We start from the raw sequence: 18,860 nt of genomic DNA, 5'->3' as shown, positions 1-18,860 counted from the left end.
TATGTCCCGCCTTTCGCAAGCTGCTAGATTTGATCAAAAATACGAGCACCCTTAAGATATGGGATGCAGTAATTCTCGCATAGTCGCGGCATTCGCTCACGCATCCAGTCATGTATTGCCTCATTCTCCATCATAAAGACGTAATATCCGATAATGGAGAGAAGCATGAAACCTTCTAAAATGTTGATATCCTCATCATAACCGCGATTCTGACCATAATACCCTTGCAAAAATCGTTCGCGATTGTCTGAAGGCACCATCATCGCACCCATCGCTATGTCGGATAAGTAGTAGCCTGGACCATAAAAGCCATAATCAATGAAACAAATCTCACCAGCCGGTGATATGATCGTATTGCCCAGATTCACATCTCCATGAATCAAGCCCCATTCACTTGTCCCTCGCTCTTTCAATTGCTTGATAATGAAATCTACGGTCCGTGCTACCGTCGCTACATCACCGGATGTGAACAACCCCCGATCATGTCCACTGCGAATCACTTGAACCATATGCTCATTGTAATCGATTCCTTGACTTGGACGATACTCCAAACCTTGCTGCCGATGTTGGCGGAAAAAGGTGTGCAGCCGTGCCAGATCATGACCCACCTTATGTGCGATAACAGGATCCTTCACATCGTCTTTCGTCATGTCCCTACCGTCAAGCCAGGTTATGACCGAGCAATTCTGAGTCCTACCATCTATTTCAATTAGGGTAATCAAATCCCCTGCTTCGTTCCGAAGCGGTCTCTGCGAGGGAAGGTCATCCCATTTTGATAATTCCTCCAACATGACCAGTTCGCCAAGCAGTCCTTCATAAGTATGCTGTAACCCAGCCATTCCGTCCTCGACGGGTTGATGAATTCGGAGCAGATAGGTCTGCCCATCCGATCCCTCTGCCCGGTAAGTCCTATTCTCATTATGTCTAATAAAAGTAACGGTCGGCTCCGGAATTCCGTAACGCGCTGCAATATCTGTAAGTTGCTCTGTTCTCATAGGTACTCCCCTTCCACGTTCATTAACTCTACCTCTATAAGTTAACAAGGTGTCACCTCTACAGAGAACAGCTTAACACGTTTCAATAACAGGCGCTTATGTTCGCTATTTTGTAACACAAATCATAAATTGAAAATAGGCACGACTGTACACATACAAGCGAAAAAACCGCGGTTGTCTTCAACCGCGGTTTCTCTATCAAATCATCACTCTCCGTTGCACCTGAACTGGAACCATCCGAAGTCAAACCGGCTGCCGGGCAGGAAGATAAACGTCACAACCTGCAGACCTTTGATTGCAGCGAGATCAAATACTTGTTCCTCGTATTCACCAGAATGAATGAATTCTACTACTTGCTGCTCTTCGCCGGTAGCACCACCACCGAATCTAATCTGAATCGTGTTCTTGTCGATTGGCGATCTGCCGCAGATTACAAGTTGGTTCGCTCCTCCGTCACCGAAGTCCATCTGCTTAAATTCAAGGGACACATTGTTTCCGATGCCTTCCACACAGCTTCCTTCAATCCTAAACGTATCTCCATATACCCGATCACATGCAGCGGCGTGATTCATTTCAAAGGCTCTGCGGGCGGGCTTGAAGCAGAATCCTTTGATATGCACTTTCTGCCGCAGCACAAAGCAGATTGAAGTGATGCCGCGCAGTTTTTTGGATAAGACATACGTCTCCTCTTGATATACGTTCCATCTGGATTTCTTCTGATAGATCACATCAGCCAGTAACGTACTGTCCTGCTCACCCGGCATCCCTTCCCATATCTGCAGGAAGTACGGTTCACTGCTGAGTGCGAAAATCGATAAAATGATCGTATCCGCACCGTACGAACCGAAATCGATGTCCCGGAAACCGACATGTGTTTCTCCGTCCCTACTAGTAGCTACACCACGCTCATTCCCATTACTGACTTCTCCTTGACTGTAATCATACAAGCCTGCTGATATTAATTGATATGGATCCTTGTAAGCCATCCCCAAACCTGTCGCTTCAAACTCCAACTGTGAAATTAACTTCGTCTTGTCCGTGCCGTTCTTGCTCGTACAGCGAAGTCGAAATTTACCGTCGCCGAGTGCGGTAATCTTGGCTTCATGACCATCGGCCGCAACAGAAGCAATATTCGAGATGACTCCCGTATCATTCACAACCGACCATTCGACATCCTGATAGGAGGCAGATTCAGGGTGTAATTGTGCATGTACAACCAGCTCTCGCTTGGACGCCGACAATCGTTGACCAGACTCGCTGATAAGCTCGATTTTGCGTACCGGCAATTCATCTTGCTTACCCGTAACCGCTGGCATGACTGCATTTCTGGTACTCGCAGCCTTTCCTTCCAGCTCGCACCGATCAACAGGGCGCGTCTTAAGCGATAACGTCTTGTTCACCATTCCCGGAGATGAGACTTCCACTTGCACGTCACCCGGCTCCATTGTCGGCGCGATGATCGCCATCAGTTTACCACTGAACAGTCTTCTGCTCATACCCTTATAAGAATCGTAATCTGTGCTGTCGCCATTATCCAGACCGAGCAACCGTCCTGCTCCACTCACTTGGACGCAGACCCGATTATTTGCATTCTCCACGGGATTCCCATACTCATCTTCCATTGAAATTTCGATAAACATAAGATCCGATCCGTCCGCCATCAATTCATCTTTATCTGTCTCCAGCCGAATTTGCCTCGCATCACCGAACGATCTTCGACAATCCGTCGCAATCACATTGCCTGTTTCGTCGTAGGCGAGCGCCTTTAACTCACCGGCAGCGTACGGAATCTTCCACCATCCCACGAGCTGCGTCCCGTTCTCATGATCGATTTCCAGGTCTCCGACAGGCTTTCCGTCCAGTAACAGTTCTACGCGCGGCGCGTTTGAACATACTCTTACATCGATCATCTGATCAACGTTGAAGTCCCAGTACGGCATGATATGCACCATCGGTTGGCTGCGGTAGTCCGTCCAGGCAGACTGATAGATATAATAGGCATCCTTCTTGAAAGTCGCTGTGTCCAGCTGACCAAAGTATGAATTTTTGGTATGGTAGGGCGTCGGTTCCCCGATGTAATCAAACCCGGTCCAAATGAATTGCCCGAGTGAGTAAGGTGCATCCCGTTCGGCCAAAATACACGCTTCCGCGGATTTCGCTCCCCAACTGGTGGTACTATTGCCTAATGACGAGCATTGTTCATTATCATCTGCCAAGATGGATCTCTCAAACGGAAAATGATAGATGCCGCGACTCTGGACAACGGAGGCCGTCTCGCTTCCATAAATAATCCAATCCGGATGATCTTTATGATGCTGGTCGTAATACTTCTCCGCATAGTTATATCCAGCTACCTTTACGATATCCGCACATCGCTGAGCGTTTTCCCATGGCATATAATTGGACCCGATCGTTATGACCGCATTGTGCTTGGGATCATACTTCAGCACTTCATCCATCAACATCCGCGTGACTTCCTGACCTCTTACATCCGCATGTGTATCATAGATTTCATTACCGATGCTCCACATAATTAGGCTGGGGTGATTCCGATCGCGCTTTACCCAGCTTTCTACATCAGCTTGATACCACTCCGGGAAAAACCTCGCGTAATCGTACGGTGTTTTGGATCGTTCCCACATATCGAATGACTCCGACACAATCAGGAAGCCCATCTCGTCTGCCAGAACCATGAACTCTTTGGCCGGCATGTTATGTGCTGTACGTATCGCGTTTACACCCATCTCTTTCAGCAGCTTGAATCTCCTTCGGAGAGCGCTTACATTAAAAGCCGCCCCAAGCGCTCCCAAATCATGATGTTCACACACGCCTTGGAGTTTCAACTTAGACCCGTTCAGTATAAATCCCTGCTCGGGGTGTAATTGAACTTCGCGGAATCCGATAGCATGAGTAACGGTCTCCGCCAGAACAAGCTTTACCGCCGCTCGTGGCATGCTTCGCCCCATCACCCACAGCTCGGTGGTGACCTGATACAGATGCGGGTGGTCAGGAGACCACAAATTGGGCTTATTCACAATCAACTGCTGCTGATTTGTTATGATGGCGGCATCACCGTTGATTGTCCGTACGTCAGAATTAACGCTCGCTATCGCCTCTCCCTCATACCATAGCGTATGCCGAATTTCTGCATCTTCGGCGAGGACCGCCTCGGTCTCGATCTCAATCAGCCAATCGTTGCTATCCATTTGTCTTGTAGAATGGATATATACACCATGGGTTGCGATATGAGTCCGATCCCTTGTCTTCAGCCATACGTTACGATAGATCCCGGCACCGGAATACCATCGACTGTTCGGGCTCTGATTTACAACCTTCACCACGATTTCATTCAAGCCTTCCACGATGGCCTCGGTCATATCCAATTCAAAAGCGGAATATCCGTACTTCCATTCCCCAATAAAGTGACCATTTACATAAACGGATGAATCCATATAAACCCCGTCGAAGTGGATTAGCCACTGCTGTTCATGATCAGGAACATGAAATGTTTTACGATACCAGCCGATACTGTTCTCGTATAGGTTCTGACTATCATAGATAAGCCAATCATGCGGAATATCAACCGGTTCAAAACTTAAGCCGGAGCATTCCGTTACTCCAAGGCCGCTCTTGGCAAATGCCCAACCATCGTTGAAACGTAATTTTTGGTTCATGGTGGCGTGTTCTCGCTTTCATCATTTTTTAACATAACTATATCATGATGAGTCATTGTCCAGTCGCAAGTTAAGCATATTCTAAGATTTTTAAAGCATCTTCTTTAATTCAAATGATTGTGTCTTAAAGATTCGCCGCAAGTAAGATGACAAACAAGACGAACACGGGGATACCCACAGCTGTTGAGGTCACCGTAATCACCTTGCGTATTCGCTCTGGCGAGTGATATATAGCCGCAAGTAAGGCATAAATGCCGATCCCGATGAGGCCGCCCAGCGAGTTCAAGAGAACATCATCGATATCACAAGCACCGATGGCAAATGCATATTGAATAACCTCTGCCAGAATCGAGAGGGACATGATCAAGAAGAAGGTCGAGACATATCGGCCGTGTCGAAACAGCATCATGTAAATCCCGGCTGGCATGAAAATGAGAACATTCCCCCATACATTCACGTCGACAAGCTTCGTACGGATACCATCATCAACCCTAATGTACTGCGAAATGGTATGGAAAGGAATGAGGTTGATGCTGCGCTGGTTCGACCCGCTTCCTCTGGATAAGAACAATAGATCGACCAACAAATAGAGATAGACGGCAAGCATGGACCAGAATAACAAAGAATACATCCGTTTTTTCATAATGACTCTCCTAACGAAATAAACGCTCTTTTCTCACTGTTCATTGACGTTACATCGAGTGTTGCCCCTGCAACTTGTTCACTGCCATATTATCCAAATTAAAAAAGACCGCCTAAACACATTCCGTGTTAAGCGGTCTTACTGTGGGTAGTCTTACTCCGTGGTTACCGTCATTTTGACCAGGCTGTAATTTTTCTTGCCCTTACGGATTATGATAAAGCGGCCGCCGATGGCCTGGCTCGCTGTAACCTCGAATTCCAGGTCGTTGACACGCTCGCCATTCAGCGAGATGGCTCCTTTCGTAATATCTTCACGCGCTTGTCGCTTTGAAGGCTCGATGCCGAGATCCACCAGCCATTCCACGATATTCTTCGCTTCCAGATTGGATTCAAAGGTTGGCATTTCTTTGAATCCTTGTTCGATTTCATCGGCTGTCAATGACTGAATATCGCCGCTGAAGAGCGCAGCTGTAATCCGTTTGGCTTGCTCCAGCATGTCTTCGCCATGCACAAATCTCGTCATTTCTTGCGCAAGCGTCTTCTGTGCTTCACGCTTATGTGGTTCCGACTGCACTTTCTCGGCAAATTGGTCGATCTCCTCTTTGGAAAGGAAGGTGAAATATTTCAGGTATTTTACAACTTCACGATCATCCGTATTTGCCCAGAATTGGTAAAACTCATACGGCGTTGTTTGTTTCGGATCGAGCCAGATGGAACCACCTGCCGTCTTACCGAACTTCGTTCCGTCCGCTTTCAACATTAACGGAATGGTGAGACCATATGCTTCGGCTTCGGACCCTTCTTTCTTCCGAATGAGGTCAAGTCCGCTCGTAATGTTGCCCCATTGATCCGAACCGCCAATCTGCAGTTGCACATCTTCATTCTGATATAGATGCAAGTAGTCCAGGGATTGCAAAATTTGATACGAGAACTCAGTGAAAGAAATCCCGCTATCCAATCGACTGGCAACTACATCCTTCGCCAGCATGGAATTTATGCTGAAATTTTTACCGTAATCGCGTAAGAATTCGATAATGTTAATCTTATGCGTCCAATCATAGTTGTTCACCATCCGAATCTGATTGTCGCCTTCGGTTATGAACAGTTTCTTCATCTGCTCTGTCAGCGCGTCTACGTTCGCCTGTACTTGCTCCATCGTCTGCAGGGAGCGCTCTGATTGACGACCACTCGGATCACCGACCGTACCGGTTGCTCCACCGATCAGGATAACAGGACGGTGACCTGCAAGCTGGAACCGCTTGAGGATCATGAACGGAATCAAATGCCCGATATGCATACTGTCTCCTGTTGGGTCCACACCGCAATATAGGGAGATGGATTTCTGCTCGGTTAAAGCTCGCAGTCCTTCCGCATCGGTCTGTTGATTAATGGCGTCACGCCACTGTAGTTCGTCGATAATATTCAACGTCATAACACTCCCTTAATGATATAGTCCTTATACCGAATGTTCGTTGGCAGCTGAAACCAAAAAATCGCCCCATATGTCATGAACTGACATAGGACGATTATTTAACCGTGTTACCACCCAGATTGCTTCCGTTGAGCTTGCACGTGTGCAAGACTATGGAAGCCGCTCTTGTCGCGAGATATCGTTCGCGTAAGTTCCGCTCGGCATTACCCGAGATACTCCAGAGTGTAATTCGCAAGCATTGGTGTGTGCCGGGTTCCATCAACCCCCGGCTTTCTATGACAGGGACCAAGCTGCTACTGGGCTCTTTCAACGTATATCGTATATAAGATTACAGTCAGTATAGTGAAATCCGATTTCAATGTCAACTATGTTTCTTATAGCCTTTTTCACCAAGCGATCGGGACCATTCCTGACAGAAATAGTCAGCGATTCGAAAAATCAGGTAAACATGAAGGCTGTCCTTGAGCTTCCGGGAAAATCATAAGACAGCCTTGGCAACTAATGCAAATATCCGCTCTCTACTTCATTCAGTAGTTGCTGGGCTTGTTGAACCCACATATCATCTACACTTGCATCCGGATCGATCGGGGCTTGGAACTGATCAAACAACGCTCCGAACAATCGCGGAACGGCATGTTTGTCCGTCCCTGTATTGTACACGTGTTTGAACACATAGGGGCGGCCGAGTTTGATCGTAGCATTACAGCCGCCGCACTCGCCATCCAGACTCCCCTTCGTAACGTGAAACGGAATTCTAAGCCATACCATGCGCTCCTGATCCAGTCCTCTATCCAGATATCCGTGCTTATAATCCCAATTGCCGGCTAACGTAAAATGATGTTTGCACAAATAGTCATCAATTTTCACGAACCGATCTTCCAAATTTTCAAACCTTGATTGCAAACCGATCATACATCATCGCCATCCTCATTGTTTTAATTAAAGGATGGACGTTATGGGCATGCTTTATACGGAATAACTCCGCTCAAACTGAAGTTATTCCTCTTCACCTAGCGCTTGCTTCAAGATAGGAATCGCTTTCGTACGCTCACTCGTACCGATTTTCTCGTAGATTAAACTGATATAGTTACGGACCGTTCCTTCGGTTATGAATAATTTCTTCGAAATTTCACGATTGTTCTTGCCTTCTGTTATTAGTCTGGCAATTTCCAGCTCCCTTGGCTTTAATCCATAATCTTGTGCTGGCATCCGCTTAACGGGCGTTGTTCTTAGACGCGCAGCCAGCTTTGCTGCCAGTTTGGATGGGAGCAGCAGATCACCGTTAATGGCCTCTTTTAATGAAGAGATGAGTTTGTCCGCGGTAAAATCCTTAAGTAAGTAACCGGAAGCACCATTTGCAAGTCCCTCAATAATGTAGTCTTCATTCGTGAACGTTGAGAGAATCAAAACCATTGTGTCCGGATAAAGCTCTTTGATACGTTGTGTCGCTATAATCCCGTTCATGACAGGCATTTCGATATCCAGCAAGACAACTTGTGGACGATGTTCTTTGACCAACTCACAGGCCGTCAGACCATTATCTGCGGTGGCGACGACCTGAAGTTCAGGGTCGAGATTCAGGATAGTTTCCAAACCATCGCGCACTATCGCTTGGTCTTCGGCGATAACGATCGTTATACTTGGCATGCTTAATCACTCCTTATAAAGGCAGCGTGAACTGGAGCCTGCAGCCTATGCCTGCATTCGTGCTGATATGAAACATACCACCCTGACGCTCTATCGTGCGCTTCATCATCGCCAATCCGAAACCAAGCTCCACTGCGTTGTACGGAAGCCCGTTATTATCGAGTGTGAACTGGAGCATACCTTCCACTTCGATTAACTCAAATTCAAAATGCGTACACAATCCGTGTCGCACCCCATTCGTAATTCCTTCCTGTAGAGCATGGCGAATGGTCTTCTCTGTATCTGGCTCGAATCTGTCATCCATAATATCAATCGTATGTTCGATGGTTACGTCCGCGTAACGCTTGGAATCATCGATGATCTGCAGCAGGACATCACGGAAGGTTGATAGATTGGCAGGCTCTTCTGCAAGCATATGCACAGACTTTCGCATTTCATGCAGACCTTTGCGAACCAAATCAGAAACAACCTGCATTTTCTCGACGGATTGTGGAGCTTCATCATGGAATAGCTTCATTCCAACTTCCAATTGAATCACACTAGCCGTGAGAATATGCCCCACTTGATCGTGAATCTCACGCGCAATACGATTGCGCTCCGCAAGCACGGATACTTCCGACATGGCTCGTGCGCGCTCTTCCATCGATTCCTCGAGCTCAGTCGTTCTCGCATCCACCTCAAGCTCAAGCGAAGCGTTCCAATGCGCTAATTGGAGATGCAATGCGAGCCGGGCCAGCAGCTCCTGTTTCTCCACAGGCTTAACCAGATAATCGTTGCCGCCCTGTTCAAAGCCTACCACAATATCGCTCATTTGGCTCTTCGCACTAAGGAAAATAATGGGCAGTTCACCGGGATTATAATGACGGCGAATCTCTTCACCTACCTGGAACCCGGAAACATAAGGCATCATGACATCCACTAAAGCGATGTCCGGTCGATATCCGCTCTGAATCCAATCCATCGCCTCTTGCCCACTGCAAGTCGAGCGGAGTGAATATTGTCCACGTAAAAACTGAACAAGCACCTGGACATTAATCGGGTCATCATCAACGATCAGTACGGAGGCCCGGTCATCCTCATATTCGTTCATCTGCTCACTTGGTGCAGGAGCGATGGTAACGGCGACTTCACGCTGCTTCATGGCTTCTATAGGTGACTTCTGTTGAGCAGATGTTCCCAATATGTGAAGATCACTCTCCCCTGAGACAGGAAGAGTAAGTGTAAATGTAGAGCCCTTTCCCAATTCGGACTTAACCGTCAGCGTCCCTTTATGAAGTTCAACCAGTTGTTTCGTAATAGACAATCCGAGGCCCGTCCCTTCCTGCTGCGGTCGTTCCATCGGATTCACCTGTTCAAAAGATTCAAATATCCGTTCCTGATCCGCTGCCGAGATGCCAATTCCGGTATCCGTGACCTGAATCAAGACCTGCCCATCCTCAACCTGGGCCGTGATCGTAATAGTACCTGCTTCTGTATACGCAATCGCATTACCAATCAAGTTATGTAAAATTTGCTGCAATCGATTCTCGTCTGCCATAACATATACATCATGCGAGAGTTTATGCGAAAGCCCTAGCCCCTTCTTCTCTGCCAAAGGTTTTAGAACTTGAATAGTCAACTCTACTGCCAGCTGTAAATTCACCTTCACGGGAATCAGTGCAATCTCCTGATGCTTCAGCTTCGAGAAATCCAAAATATCGTTGACCAGATGCGCAAGACGCTGACCGCTTGTCTTCATCAGCCTTAGCAATTCCGTTACCGCAGGCGGCAATTTGCCGGAACTACCATCAATTAATGCATCCGCCAAGCCGATAATACCATGTAGAGGCGTTCGCAATTCATGCGACGTCTTCGCCAGAAATTCATCCTTCAGTTTGTCCAGAGACAGTAATCTTTCCGATAATTGTTCCACTTGCGTAAATGCTGGAGAACTTACGGGATAGGAGTATCGATTGCAAGAAGACGAAAGCTAGGACCCCATACGGCAGTAAAGAAGGCATAAATAAAAATACTGTTCGATTAAGAATATCATTAATAGCTGTAGTGAATAAAAGACTGAATCCGACAATCAAAAGAATAGACCTTCCTGGCGTTTACGAGTTAGTTGTATAGAAGCATAAACAGCATATAAGACTAATCCAACTGAGTAAATTTCAAAGGGTATAAGAGAGTAGTCATAAATATAAATGTCACTTACCACTACAAGCACCGATATACTTAGTGTGAAGATCTGAGTTGTACGCCAAACCAAACGGGATAAGTATTGAGGAAACAGATGATATATATATGATACTAAGAATAATTCACCTATATAAATAGTTAGATAAGAAGCCTTGACTAACCAAAACCAGGAAAAATCAGGTAAAACTTCCAAAATAAAACGAGAATTTATCAATAGAGTACGAATAGCTATGGTTATACAAAACAACCCAAAATAAAGCGGTGTACTGTCATTGCGTCTGATTCCAAATAAAAATAAATGGTAGATTCCCATAATTAATAGTGAACCAACAACAAAACTATCTTGAACCAGTTCGCTAGACTTTACATGCTGTAATTGTTTGGCATTACCTAACTGGATTTGATCATTTATCCCTCCTTTTGGATATGTGAAATTTGCAACTTGAATTAATATAGTCAGCTCTTTCGAATTGGAATTGATTGGTACAACTGTAGAAGCACCATGTTTAGGGATGGTTTCCTCAGGTGTTGTCCCAGGCAGACCATTTGATATAGCCAGTTCATCATTAATCCAGACATTATACGAAGAGTACATGTTACGAAGCTTTATCGCCATCTGCTCAGTTGATTTAACTCCATGAATCGTTAAGCGATATGTTGCATATCCTTCGATTGGAAGAGTCTCCCCGTTTATTATTTGCTTATTCCAATACCCAGGGACTTGTATGTAAGAATGATCTTCAGTATTAATATTCATCTTCCAATCGGAGGGAGTTAGCAACTGACTCCAATAAAATTCCCACTCACCGTTTAGGTTAAAAATACCGTCTTTGTCAAAATCCCAGTTAGTTATATTAACTTCACCCTTCTTTACCCTGAAAGAAGATTCATCTGCGAATATAGCCGGATTTATCCATAAACTGAAGATTAAAAAAAAAATTAAAGTTTTCAGAAAAAAGTTATACCATTTCATACATAAACCGAAGCAGGATCAATATATATCTCATTCATTAATTTTGCATTCTTCAAAAGTTTCAGAGGGTGCTCAGAAGTAAAGTTCTTTGGCTCATAACTATTAGCAGGTTTTGACTCAGACAGCAATCCAAGTCTCATGTAAGTTTCCGAAGCTAATTTACTACAGAAGAAATCTTTAAAGGAAGATTTAATCCCGAATTTCCCCTCAAGAACCTCCCAATACATTTGAAGTTTATCTGGAAAAGTTGCGTCATGAACCTGTCCAATAAAATTTTCAAGTTGATCATACATTTCCGGAGTACGTTCTACCTCCAATTGACGAATAGCAAACATCGAATCATATTGACCGGAAATATCACTAATAATCCGATCACGTAGTTTAACGAGCTGTGGACCAGATTTCTTAACGTGAAACCAACAATCCTCTAGATCATCTGCAGAAGTGGATTCCCATAACAGCACCTCATTATCAGGAGTTCGGACCACAATAGCAACATGAGACCAAGGGCACTGCTCAAGTGTTTCAATAATGATACTTCCTTTCGAAATCCCATGCGCCAGAAAAATATCCCCGGTCTGTAATAATGGCTCAATCTCGTGATATGGAACCGTCGGTTGACTCATTTAATCTCCCCCTAATTAAATACTAATATATGAAAATATTAGGCCTTCACCTTCATACTAATCGCACACCATAATTTGTCAATCATTATCTTTCAAATTCTATCTAAATATCTTATAAAAGATCATATTTCGTACCTTCTACCGAAAAACCGTGACCATTAATGGCATTTCCGTCGTAAAATGCAACTTTATTCCTGAGCAGTTGGCCTTAAAACTGGAGATCAATTCCTGTTTTATCTTAAACAGAAATATTATTCCATAGCAGGTATAGTTCCTTATATACCGATCATTTGTTCTCTCTTAAACTCGCGTCAGTTTCCTGAGAAATTGGGCTCATCTCATTTTCCAATATCAATGCTATAATTAGCCCGTTTACTGCACCAGAATCAATCATTCTTACAGAGAAACGGAGGGAAAGCATGAATGTAAAGGGTTACCGATGGTTGACTAGTCTGTTGTTTGCCCTGATTCTAGTCGGATTGCCAACTCAGGCTCATGCAGAGAAATCTACCATTAAGGCAACATGGGTGTGGCAAACGGAATTAATACAAGATGGTGGAGAGCAGTTAATTCGTTATTCACGTGAAGAAGGCATCAATCTGATCTACTTACAGATTAATCGCCAACTTCCAGCAGCAACATATGAATCATTTTTACAACGAGCGCACGAAGAACAGATCGCAGTTCATGCCTTAGGCGGAGATCCTAGGTGGGCACTTACCGCTTATCGAGCGGATATGCTTGGTCTTGCCGACTGGGTAAAGGAATATAATGCGAGTGTAGCTGAAGCTGGCCGCTTTGACGGGGTCCATCTCGATATCGAGCCATATGTTTTGGCTCAATGGGAAGAGGAACAGAACAACATCCTTGCGTCATGGGAAGAGAATTTGAATTTATTTCTACAACAATTATCGGGAGAACCGTTAGACCTCGGCATTGATATACCATTCTGGTCGATCATTACACCAGAGCCGATGGCAGCAACTTCAATGAATGGTTGATTGGTGCATTTGATCATGTGACCGTTATGACTTACCGGAATGAAATCGATACAGATCACGGGATCATCAAACTGTCTGAAGACGAATTCGAGATTGGCAACCGCTTAGGCAAGCAGATCCTCGTGGCTGTGAATACCAAAGAGATGCCAGGCGAAGCCCATACTACATTTTATGGTCTAGGAAGAGATCGCCTGAACCGGACGCTGGAACAGCTGTCGGACCGGCTTGCTTCTCACAGTTCCTTTGCAGGTATTGCCATTCACGATATCCGCTACTGGCAGAACCTGCAGGGTGATGGTAACGAGGGAGAACCTCCTGCCGGAGAGAACCCAGACCCTTCTACACCCAATCCAGAACCAGGTGAAGGTGATCGCGTGCCGGATGCAGATCCAGTAAATCGAGATCCGATGATTAGGGGTACTTACATATGGGAAGCCCACGAAGTCATAGATAATGGACATGAAATTCTAGAATTTGCAAAAGAAAAAGACGTAAACTGGCTTTACGTTCGGTTAGATCTTCAGCAGCCATATAGTGCATACGCATCCTTCGTGAAGCAAGCTGCTGCACAAGGGATCGAGGTGCACGCTCTAGGCGGTCATCCGATCTGGGCACTGCAAGAGAATCGTGATCGTATAATGCGTTTGGTCAATTATGTAAAGGAATATAACCGTAACGTGCAAGGCGATGAACGATTCCATGGCATTCATCTCGATATTGAACCCTACGTTCTGCCAATATGGAGGGAAAATCAAGATCGGGTCATGACGGAGTGGACATCCAATATCGATGCCTTTGTCAATGAGTTGAAGAAGGATTCAAATCTTGAAGCCAGCATGGATATGGCCGTGTGGCTGGATAAATTCAATGTTCCAGGCACCAATATATCTCTTAGTAAATGGATGATCGATCGAATGGACCATGTTTCCCTTATGGCTTTCCGCGATACGGCCGAAGGCACCAATGGCATTGCCGCCGTATCAAGGGAAGAGATCGCGTTCGCGGAGGAGCTGGGTAAGCCGATACTGATCTCGGTGGAGATGAAAGAAAGCCATGAAGGCGATCATATCACCTTCTTCGAAGAAGGTGAAGCTTACATGGAGCAAGAGCTTGCTAAATTGCGCGACATGCTAAAAGACTCAACTTCCTACACAGGTCATGTCGTGCATGCCTATACCTATTGGAAGAATGCCAAGCCTTAATGAGGCTGACAGATATACAACAAAAAATGCCTGCTCTCAAGCAGGCATTTCTTTATTCATCATCCTTGATCCATTGCTGCTGTACATCCTTGTCCTCGTACTGTAAACACTCCTCTCTATGTTAGCGACACAGCCCTTGAATAGCTTCACTTTATCCTATTAATGCTAATCATGTTATCTTAATGGGAGAATTATTTGTGCCGTCAGCTTTGAAATTTCACTAAAGATGGGATACACTTTTCAAGAATAGACCGTTGTTTGTATCTAATTTCACAATCTCAGATGATCAGGAAAGGAGTTTTTGTATAGATGATATCACCCGAAATGCTCACGATTCAGCAGAAGTTGCCTGACTGGATTAAAGCCAGCGTGCCCTATGCCGCCAGTGGCAAAGTCGCCTCATATATTCCCGAATTGTCCAAAGCTCCGCGAGATGCCCTCGGAATCACACTGATCAATGCTGATGGTGACACCGCGACAGCAGGTGAATGTGGCCTGAACTTCACGATGCAGAGTATTTCTAAAGTGTTCACGCTTATTCTCGGCTTGATGGACAACGGTGAGGAGCTCGTCTTCAGCAAGGTTGGCATGGAGCCGACCGGGGACAACTTTAACTCCATGCTCAAACTTGAATTGGTGCGGCCAGGCATCCCGTTCAACCCGATGATTAACGCCGGAGCGATTACCGTCACTTCCTTAATTAAGGGCAGTAACCCCGCAGAGAAATCAGAGCGGGTCCTGCGTTTCTTCAAAGACATATCCGGTAATGAATCACTAACCGTGGATATGGATGTGTACAACTCTGAACTCGATAGCGGTGATCTGAACCGCTCCATTGCGTATTTCTTGAAAGAGAATGGTATTCTGACTGGGCGGATAGACGATGTACTGGATGTATACTTTCGGCATTGTTCCATCACGGCCAATTGTGCGGATCTCGCTCGAATGGCGCTGGTGCTGGCCATGGATGGCGTAGATCCTATAACAGGCAAGACCCTTATTCCTCGGCGCTATGTGCGAATCGCCAAGACTTTTATGACCACCTGCGGCATGTACAATGCTTCCGGGGAATTCGCCATTGATGTAGGCCTCCCGGCCAAGAGCGGCGTCTCTGGCGGCATTCTGACCTTGGTACCGGGTCAATACGGCATCGGCGTCGTTGGGCCTGCACTGAACGATAAAGGAAACAGCCAAGCTGGCGTACAGCTATTAGAGATTATCTCCAAGGACATGGTTGGAGCATGTTCTGATGTATACCAATGACCAAGGTACGGCTTCGGAGCTTCGATGTATTCTCCTATTTCCTCTGAGGCATTTCTTACCCAGAACGGGTCACGCAATAACGCCCTGCCTACGGCAATAAGGTCCGCACTCATATTCTGTAGGATTTGCTCGGCTTGGCTTCCCGTCGTGATTAAACCTACAGCTGCTGTGGGGATTTGGACTGCATCCTTAATCGCCTTTGCATACGGCACTTGATAACCTGGATAAATCTCCGGTTTATCCGGGTGAACACCACCAGTACTCACATCAATCAAATCTACTCCCTGCTCTTTCATTTTAGATGCATATTGGATTGCATCCTCAATTCGGTTACCGATATCCCCGTATTCATCAGCAGATACTCGAACAAACAGCGGTCCATGCCATACGCTACGGATGGCCTCAATGACCTCCCCCAGAAGTCGATATCTCTTCTCAAACGAACCACCATATTCGTCTGTTCTTCTATTGGTATAGGATGAAAGAAAATCATTTAGCAGATACCCGTGAGCGGCATGAAGTTCTATCACATCAAAACCAGCCAATGCCGCACGACTTGCGGCTAACTGGAAATCTCTTACCACGGTCTGAATTTCCGGAACAGTGAGTTCTCTGCTATCCCGATCTTGATATGGAAAACCCGACGCTGAAACTTGATAGCCACGAATATTTGATTTACGTCCGACATGCCAGAGCTGGATACCTGCTCTTGAACCATGCGAATGTATCGTAGTAACAAGCTTCTGCAAGCTCTCGATGTGATCATCGCTCCATATTCCGATCGACCCTTCGTCTCTTCCCTTTTCCTGTACCGCGGTCGCTTCCATCATAATGAGACCCACTTGTCCGAGCGCTCTGGCTCCATAATGCACAATATGCCAATCTGTTATTTTTCCATCGGAACCTGCAGATAAAGTTCCCATCGGAGACATCATGACCCGATTTTTAATTTCAACGTCACGGATCTGTATAGGTGTAAACAATAAACTCAATGTTTTCACTCCCTTTTGTTATCTTTAACTTTATTTTAAGGGAGTATGATGCTACATTGAATATATTAATAACTGAGTTTATGTGTACATCATTAATTTAATAAGGAATATCCCACCATTTGATTTATTTAAATAAGGAGCGATCTGCATGGATGTTACAGATAAGAATATAATAGAAATTATACAAGGACATGGCCGCATTTCGATGAAAGAATTAGGTCATTTGGTTGGCTTATCACAGCCGGCTGTTGCCGAGCGAGTACGTAAGCTGGAGGATCGGGGCGTGGTAGATCATTACCGTGCCGTCATCCCCCCCTCTAAAATCAACAAACATGTCACGGCGTATTTGATGTTCCTGACCAAGAATTGTGAAGAACTGGTTGCGTTCTGCAACCAATCTTCCGAACTAATAGAATTACACCGCATCAGTGGTCAGTATAATTTCCTATTGAAGGTGGTTACGGAATCGTTGCAATCACTGGAAATGTTTACGAATGCCTGCGGTAAATACGGTGATTCGGTTACTCTGATTGTAATGTCATCGCCTATTGAGAACAAACCGCTTATTCCTATGGTTGATGTGGAATGACTTTCACACATTAATCCTCTACCATACTTGCAGCCATTTGTTGAAGCTGCTTCTTGCTTAGCGCCCCGTGCTCATTCAAGCTGAGATTATATGCGATACCTTGTTTGCTGTCATACCAGGCAATACGCATTTCTCCACTCTCACTACGTTGGTAGATGGCCTCTAAGTGATTCAGCATTATTTTTTCAGAAGTCCCATTAGCTTGGTGTGGCAGGCTAATATTCGAACCATATGTTGCTTGAAGCGATAGAGCGTGCTTGTTTGTCCCATCCGTCAGATACAGAGTTGCCGAAGTGGCATGAGTCCATTTGAGCTTCTCAATAAACAGTGTTTCTCCATCTTGTTCTTGTATAGCAAGGTCCGTCAGTCGCTGTTTCAAGCTGTCGTATTGGATCTTCTCATCACCGACACGAAACAGCCCTCTCGGAGATAATTGTCCATAAGAGAATGACCAACCATCTGGCAAACGCTCAGGAAGCGCAAGTTGTGGCGCATGCGTCCGTTTAAGCTCGGCTTCAAAGGACTCATAGGTTGTATAATCCAGTGGCCTATACTCGTATTTAATCGGATTGACGGTATCATAACCGTTGGTAGTGTTTATATACTCATCATGAATATAATAAGCGGCTAGTTCCCCGGGCTTCAGTTCGCTCTGCACCTGAATCCGGTAATCCTCCAACTGACGACTTAGTTTCTCGGGTAGTCCCGGTGAAGGGTCCGTTGTTTTGACGATCACTTTTCCCTGTTGATTAAAAATTTGTAGATGTTCCGAAGCTGCATAGGCGGTAAACGACATGAATGCTATGGACAATACGGTAATCGAAGCGACCACCGGCCTTCGGAATGCGCGTTTGTTCGGCTTCATGTCACGCTGCACCATCCTTTGGATCTGATCCTGGATAGGATATGTAAGATCGATATCGCGGAACTTATGATCAGGCCTGGCATTCTTCTTCAGCTCTTCGTTTGAATCCAGCTTGTCTGCCATGTGGTTTCCTCCTGCCCTTGACTCATCTTATTTTTGAGTTTCTGTTTAATTCGCGTCAGTTTCTTCCGTACCGATTCCGGGCTTTTGCCGGTTATTTCTCCGATTTCCGCGTAAGACTTCTCATGAAAAGCATGCAAGATCAGCATGCCTCGCTCCTTGCCATGAAGACTATCAAGCGCCAGCGATAGCGACTCGCTAAAGACTCCATTTAAAAATTCTTCCTCCGCACTACCAACCTGAGCGTCCCGCTTGAGCAATCTCGCAACTCTTCCGTAAGATTGTCGTTTATGTAGGATGTTCAGGCAATGATGATAAGCAATTCGATAGATCCAGGCATTAAAACTAACCGTAGGTTTGTAGCCGTGCAGCGATTTGAACGCTTTGAGAAAAATGTCCTGCACAGCATCCTCCGCATCCTGTTCGCTTCCCAGCATCCTGCATGTATAGATGTACAATTGCCTTTGATATGCCTGAACAATTGGAATAAATGCATCCGTTTGGCCGGATTGGACTTGTACTACATATTCTTCAACCGTGGTCGTATCGATACGTTTCTCCTCCTCTCTGACAAAAAGATACTTATATAACCAATCAATCGGTGCGAAACGGACATTTTATGTATATAAATATGGAGAACAAAAAAGGCCGTCATTTT

Annotated in this window: 15 protein-coding genes and 1 pseudogene; 4 read left to right on the top strand and 12 right to left on the bottom strand. The window is 45.4% G+C overall.

Translation table 11 applies throughout. The features are described from left to right. Nucleotides 1–23: 23 nt before the first annotated feature. The 9 genes from JCM10914_RS15460 to JCM10914_RS15425 form a co-directional block, all read right to left on the bottom strand. Entirely contained in the window at nucleotides 24–995 is a 972-nt protein-coding gene (locus tag JCM10914_RS15460; protein ID WP_023962564.1) for a phosphotransferase enzyme family protein, read from the bottom strand. 206 nt (nucleotides 996–1,201) lie between these two features. Then, a complete protein-coding gene (locus JCM10914_RS15455) occupies nucleotides 1,202–4,669 on the bottom strand; it encodes a glycoside hydrolase family 2 TIM barrel-domain containing protein (protein WP_023962562.1) in 3,468 nt (1,155 codons plus the stop codon). Nucleotides 4,670–4,793: 124 nt separating this feature from the next. After that, nucleotides 4,794–5,312, bottom strand: coding sequence for a VanZ family protein (locus JCM10914_RS15450; RefSeq protein ID WP_023962560.1), 519 nt, complete (start codon nucleotides 5,310–5,312; stop codon nucleotides 4,794–4,796). Nucleotides 5,313–5,465: 153 nt separating this feature from the next. Beyond that, nucleotides 5,466–6,737: a tyrosine--tRNA ligase gene (gene tyrS, locus JCM10914_RS15445; protein WP_036718476.1), complete on the bottom strand. Its 1,272-nt coding sequence runs from the start codon at nucleotides 6,735–6,737 to the stop codon at nucleotides 5,466–5,468. Between the two features lie 504 nt (nucleotides 6,738–7,241). Next, nucleotides 7,242–7,655 (bottom strand): YugN-like family protein, encoded by a 414-nt coding sequence (locus tag JCM10914_RS15440; protein WP_023962556.1) that lies wholly within the window; start codon nucleotides 7,653–7,655, stop codon nucleotides 7,242–7,244. Nucleotides 7,656–7,739: 84 nt separating this feature from the next. Beyond that, entirely contained in the window at nucleotides 7,740–8,390 is a 651-nt protein-coding gene (locus JCM10914_RS15435; RefSeq protein WP_023962553.1) for a response regulator transcription factor, read from the bottom strand. 13 nt (nucleotides 8,391–8,403) lie between these two features. Continuing rightward, nucleotides 8,404–10,302, bottom strand: coding sequence for an ATP-binding protein (locus JCM10914_RS30470; RefSeq protein ID WP_023962551.1), 1,899 nt, complete (start codon nucleotides 10,300–10,302; stop codon nucleotides 8,404–8,406). Between the two features lie 156 nt (nucleotides 10,303–10,458). Next, on the bottom strand, nucleotides 10,459–11,544 hold the full coding sequence (locus JCM10914_RS30465) for a 7TM-DISM domain-containing protein (RefSeq protein WP_023962550.1): 1,086 nt from the start codon (nucleotides 11,542–11,544) through the stop codon (nucleotides 10,459–10,461). Beyond that, complete coding sequence (locus JCM10914_RS15425) at nucleotides 11,541–12,170, bottom strand: hypothetical protein (RefSeq protein WP_023962548.1); 630 nt, start codon at nucleotides 12,168–12,170, stop codon at nucleotides 11,541–11,543. The genes JCM10914_RS30465 and JCM10914_RS15425 overlap by 4 nt, the downstream gene beginning before the upstream one ends. A gap of 419 nt (nucleotides 12,171–12,589) precedes the next feature. Here JCM10914_RS15425 and JCM10914_RS30460 point away from each other — a divergent pair, with 419 nt between their 5' ends. From JCM10914_RS30460 to glsA, 3 genes and pseudogenes are all read left to right on the top strand, one after another. After that, nucleotides 12,590–13,171: a hypothetical protein gene (locus JCM10914_RS30460; RefSeq protein WP_023962546.1), complete on the top strand. Its 582-nt coding sequence runs from the start codon at nucleotides 12,590–12,592 to the stop codon at nucleotides 13,169–13,171. A 17-nt stretch (nucleotides 13,172–13,188) separates the two neighbouring features. Next, complete coding sequence (locus JCM10914_RS15420; protein ID WP_023962544.1) at nucleotides 13,189–14,373, top strand: hypothetical protein; 1,185 nt, start codon at nucleotides 13,189–13,191, stop codon at nucleotides 14,371–14,373. 309 nt (nucleotides 14,374–14,682) lie between these two features. Continuing rightward, nucleotides 14,683–15,546, top strand: a pseudogene (glsA, locus tag JCM10914_RS15415) (glutaminase A); the annotation flags it as partial. Here the strand turns inward: glsA and namA are convergent. Next, a complete protein-coding gene (gene namA / locus JCM10914_RS28445) occupies nucleotides 15,513–16,628 on the bottom strand; it encodes an NADPH dehydrogenase NamA (protein ID WP_148300219.1) in 1,116 nt (371 codons plus the stop codon). The pseudogene glsA and the gene namA sit on opposite strands and share 34 nt — an antisense overlap. A 148-nt stretch (nucleotides 16,629–16,776) precedes the next feature. Between namA and JCM10914_RS15410 the strand changes: the two genes are divergently transcribed. Beyond that, nucleotides 16,777–17,217: an Lrp/AsnC family transcriptional regulator gene (locus JCM10914_RS15410; protein WP_023962540.1), complete on the top strand. Its 441-nt coding sequence runs from the start codon at nucleotides 16,777–16,779 to the stop codon at nucleotides 17,215–17,217. Nucleotides 17,218–17,227: 10 nt separating this feature from the next. Here the strand turns inward: JCM10914_RS15410 and JCM10914_RS15405 are convergent, their stop codons facing one another. Further along, entirely contained in the window at nucleotides 17,228–18,205 is a 978-nt protein-coding gene (locus JCM10914_RS15405) for a hypothetical protein (protein WP_023962538.1), read from the bottom strand. After that, nucleotides 18,172–18,684: an RNA polymerase sigma factor gene (locus JCM10914_RS15400; protein ID WP_269433897.1), complete on the bottom strand. Its 513-nt coding sequence runs from the start codon at nucleotides 18,682–18,684 to the stop codon at nucleotides 18,172–18,174. Before JCM10914_RS15400 ends, JCM10914_RS15405 begins: the two co-directional genes overlap by 34 nt. Nucleotides 18,685–18,860: the final 176 nt, after the last annotated feature.

Source organism: Paenibacillus sp. JCM 10914 (assembly GCF_001315105.1).
Classification (GTDB): Bacteria; Bacillota; Bacilli; order Paenibacillales; family Paenibacillaceae; genus Paenibacillus_AQ.
The sequence above is the reverse complement of the archived record's forward strand: the minus strand, read 5'-3'. Positions and strand labels throughout refer to the sequence as shown.

Excerpts from the sequence above, each read along its gene's own strand:
- JCM10914_RS15460 (WP_023962564.1), bottom strand. The coding sequence starts at position 995 with ATGAGAACAGAGCAACTTACAGATATTGCAGCGCGTTACGGAATTCCG.
- JCM10914_RS15455 (WP_023962562.1), bottom strand. The coding sequence starts at position 4,669 with ATGAACCAAAAATTACGTTTCAACGATGGTTGGGCATTTGCCAAGAGC.
- JCM10914_RS15450 (WP_023962560.1), bottom strand. The coding sequence starts at position 5,312 with ATGAAAAAACGGATGTATTCTTTGTTATTCTGGTCCATGCTTGCCGTC.
- JCM10914_RS15440 (WP_023962556.1), bottom strand. The coding sequence starts at position 7,655 with ATGATCGGTTTGCAATCAAGGTTTGAAAATTTGGAAGATCGGTTCGTG.
- JCM10914_RS15435 (WP_023962553.1), bottom strand. The coding sequence starts at position 8,390 with ATGCCAAGTATAACGATCGTTATCGCCGAAGACCAAGCGATAGTGCGC.
- JCM10914_RS30465 (WP_023962550.1), bottom strand. The coding sequence starts at position 11,544 with ATGAAATGGTATAACTTTTTTCTGAAAACTTTAATTTTTTTTTTAATC.
- JCM10914_RS15425 (WP_023962548.1), bottom strand. The coding sequence starts at position 12,170 with ATGAGTCAACCGACGGTTCCATATCACGAGATTGAGCCATTATTACAG.
- JCM10914_RS30460 (WP_023962546.1), top strand. The coding sequence starts at position 12,590 with ATGAATGTAAAGGGTTACCGATGGTTGACTAGTCTGTTGTTTGCCCTG.
- JCM10914_RS15410 (WP_023962540.1), top strand. The coding sequence starts at position 16,777 with ATGGATGTTACAGATAAGAATATAATAGAAATTATACAAGGACATGGC.
- JCM10914_RS15405 (WP_023962538.1), bottom strand. The coding sequence starts at position 18,205 with ATGGCAGACAAGCTGGATTCAAACGAAGAGCTGAAGAAGAATGCCAGG.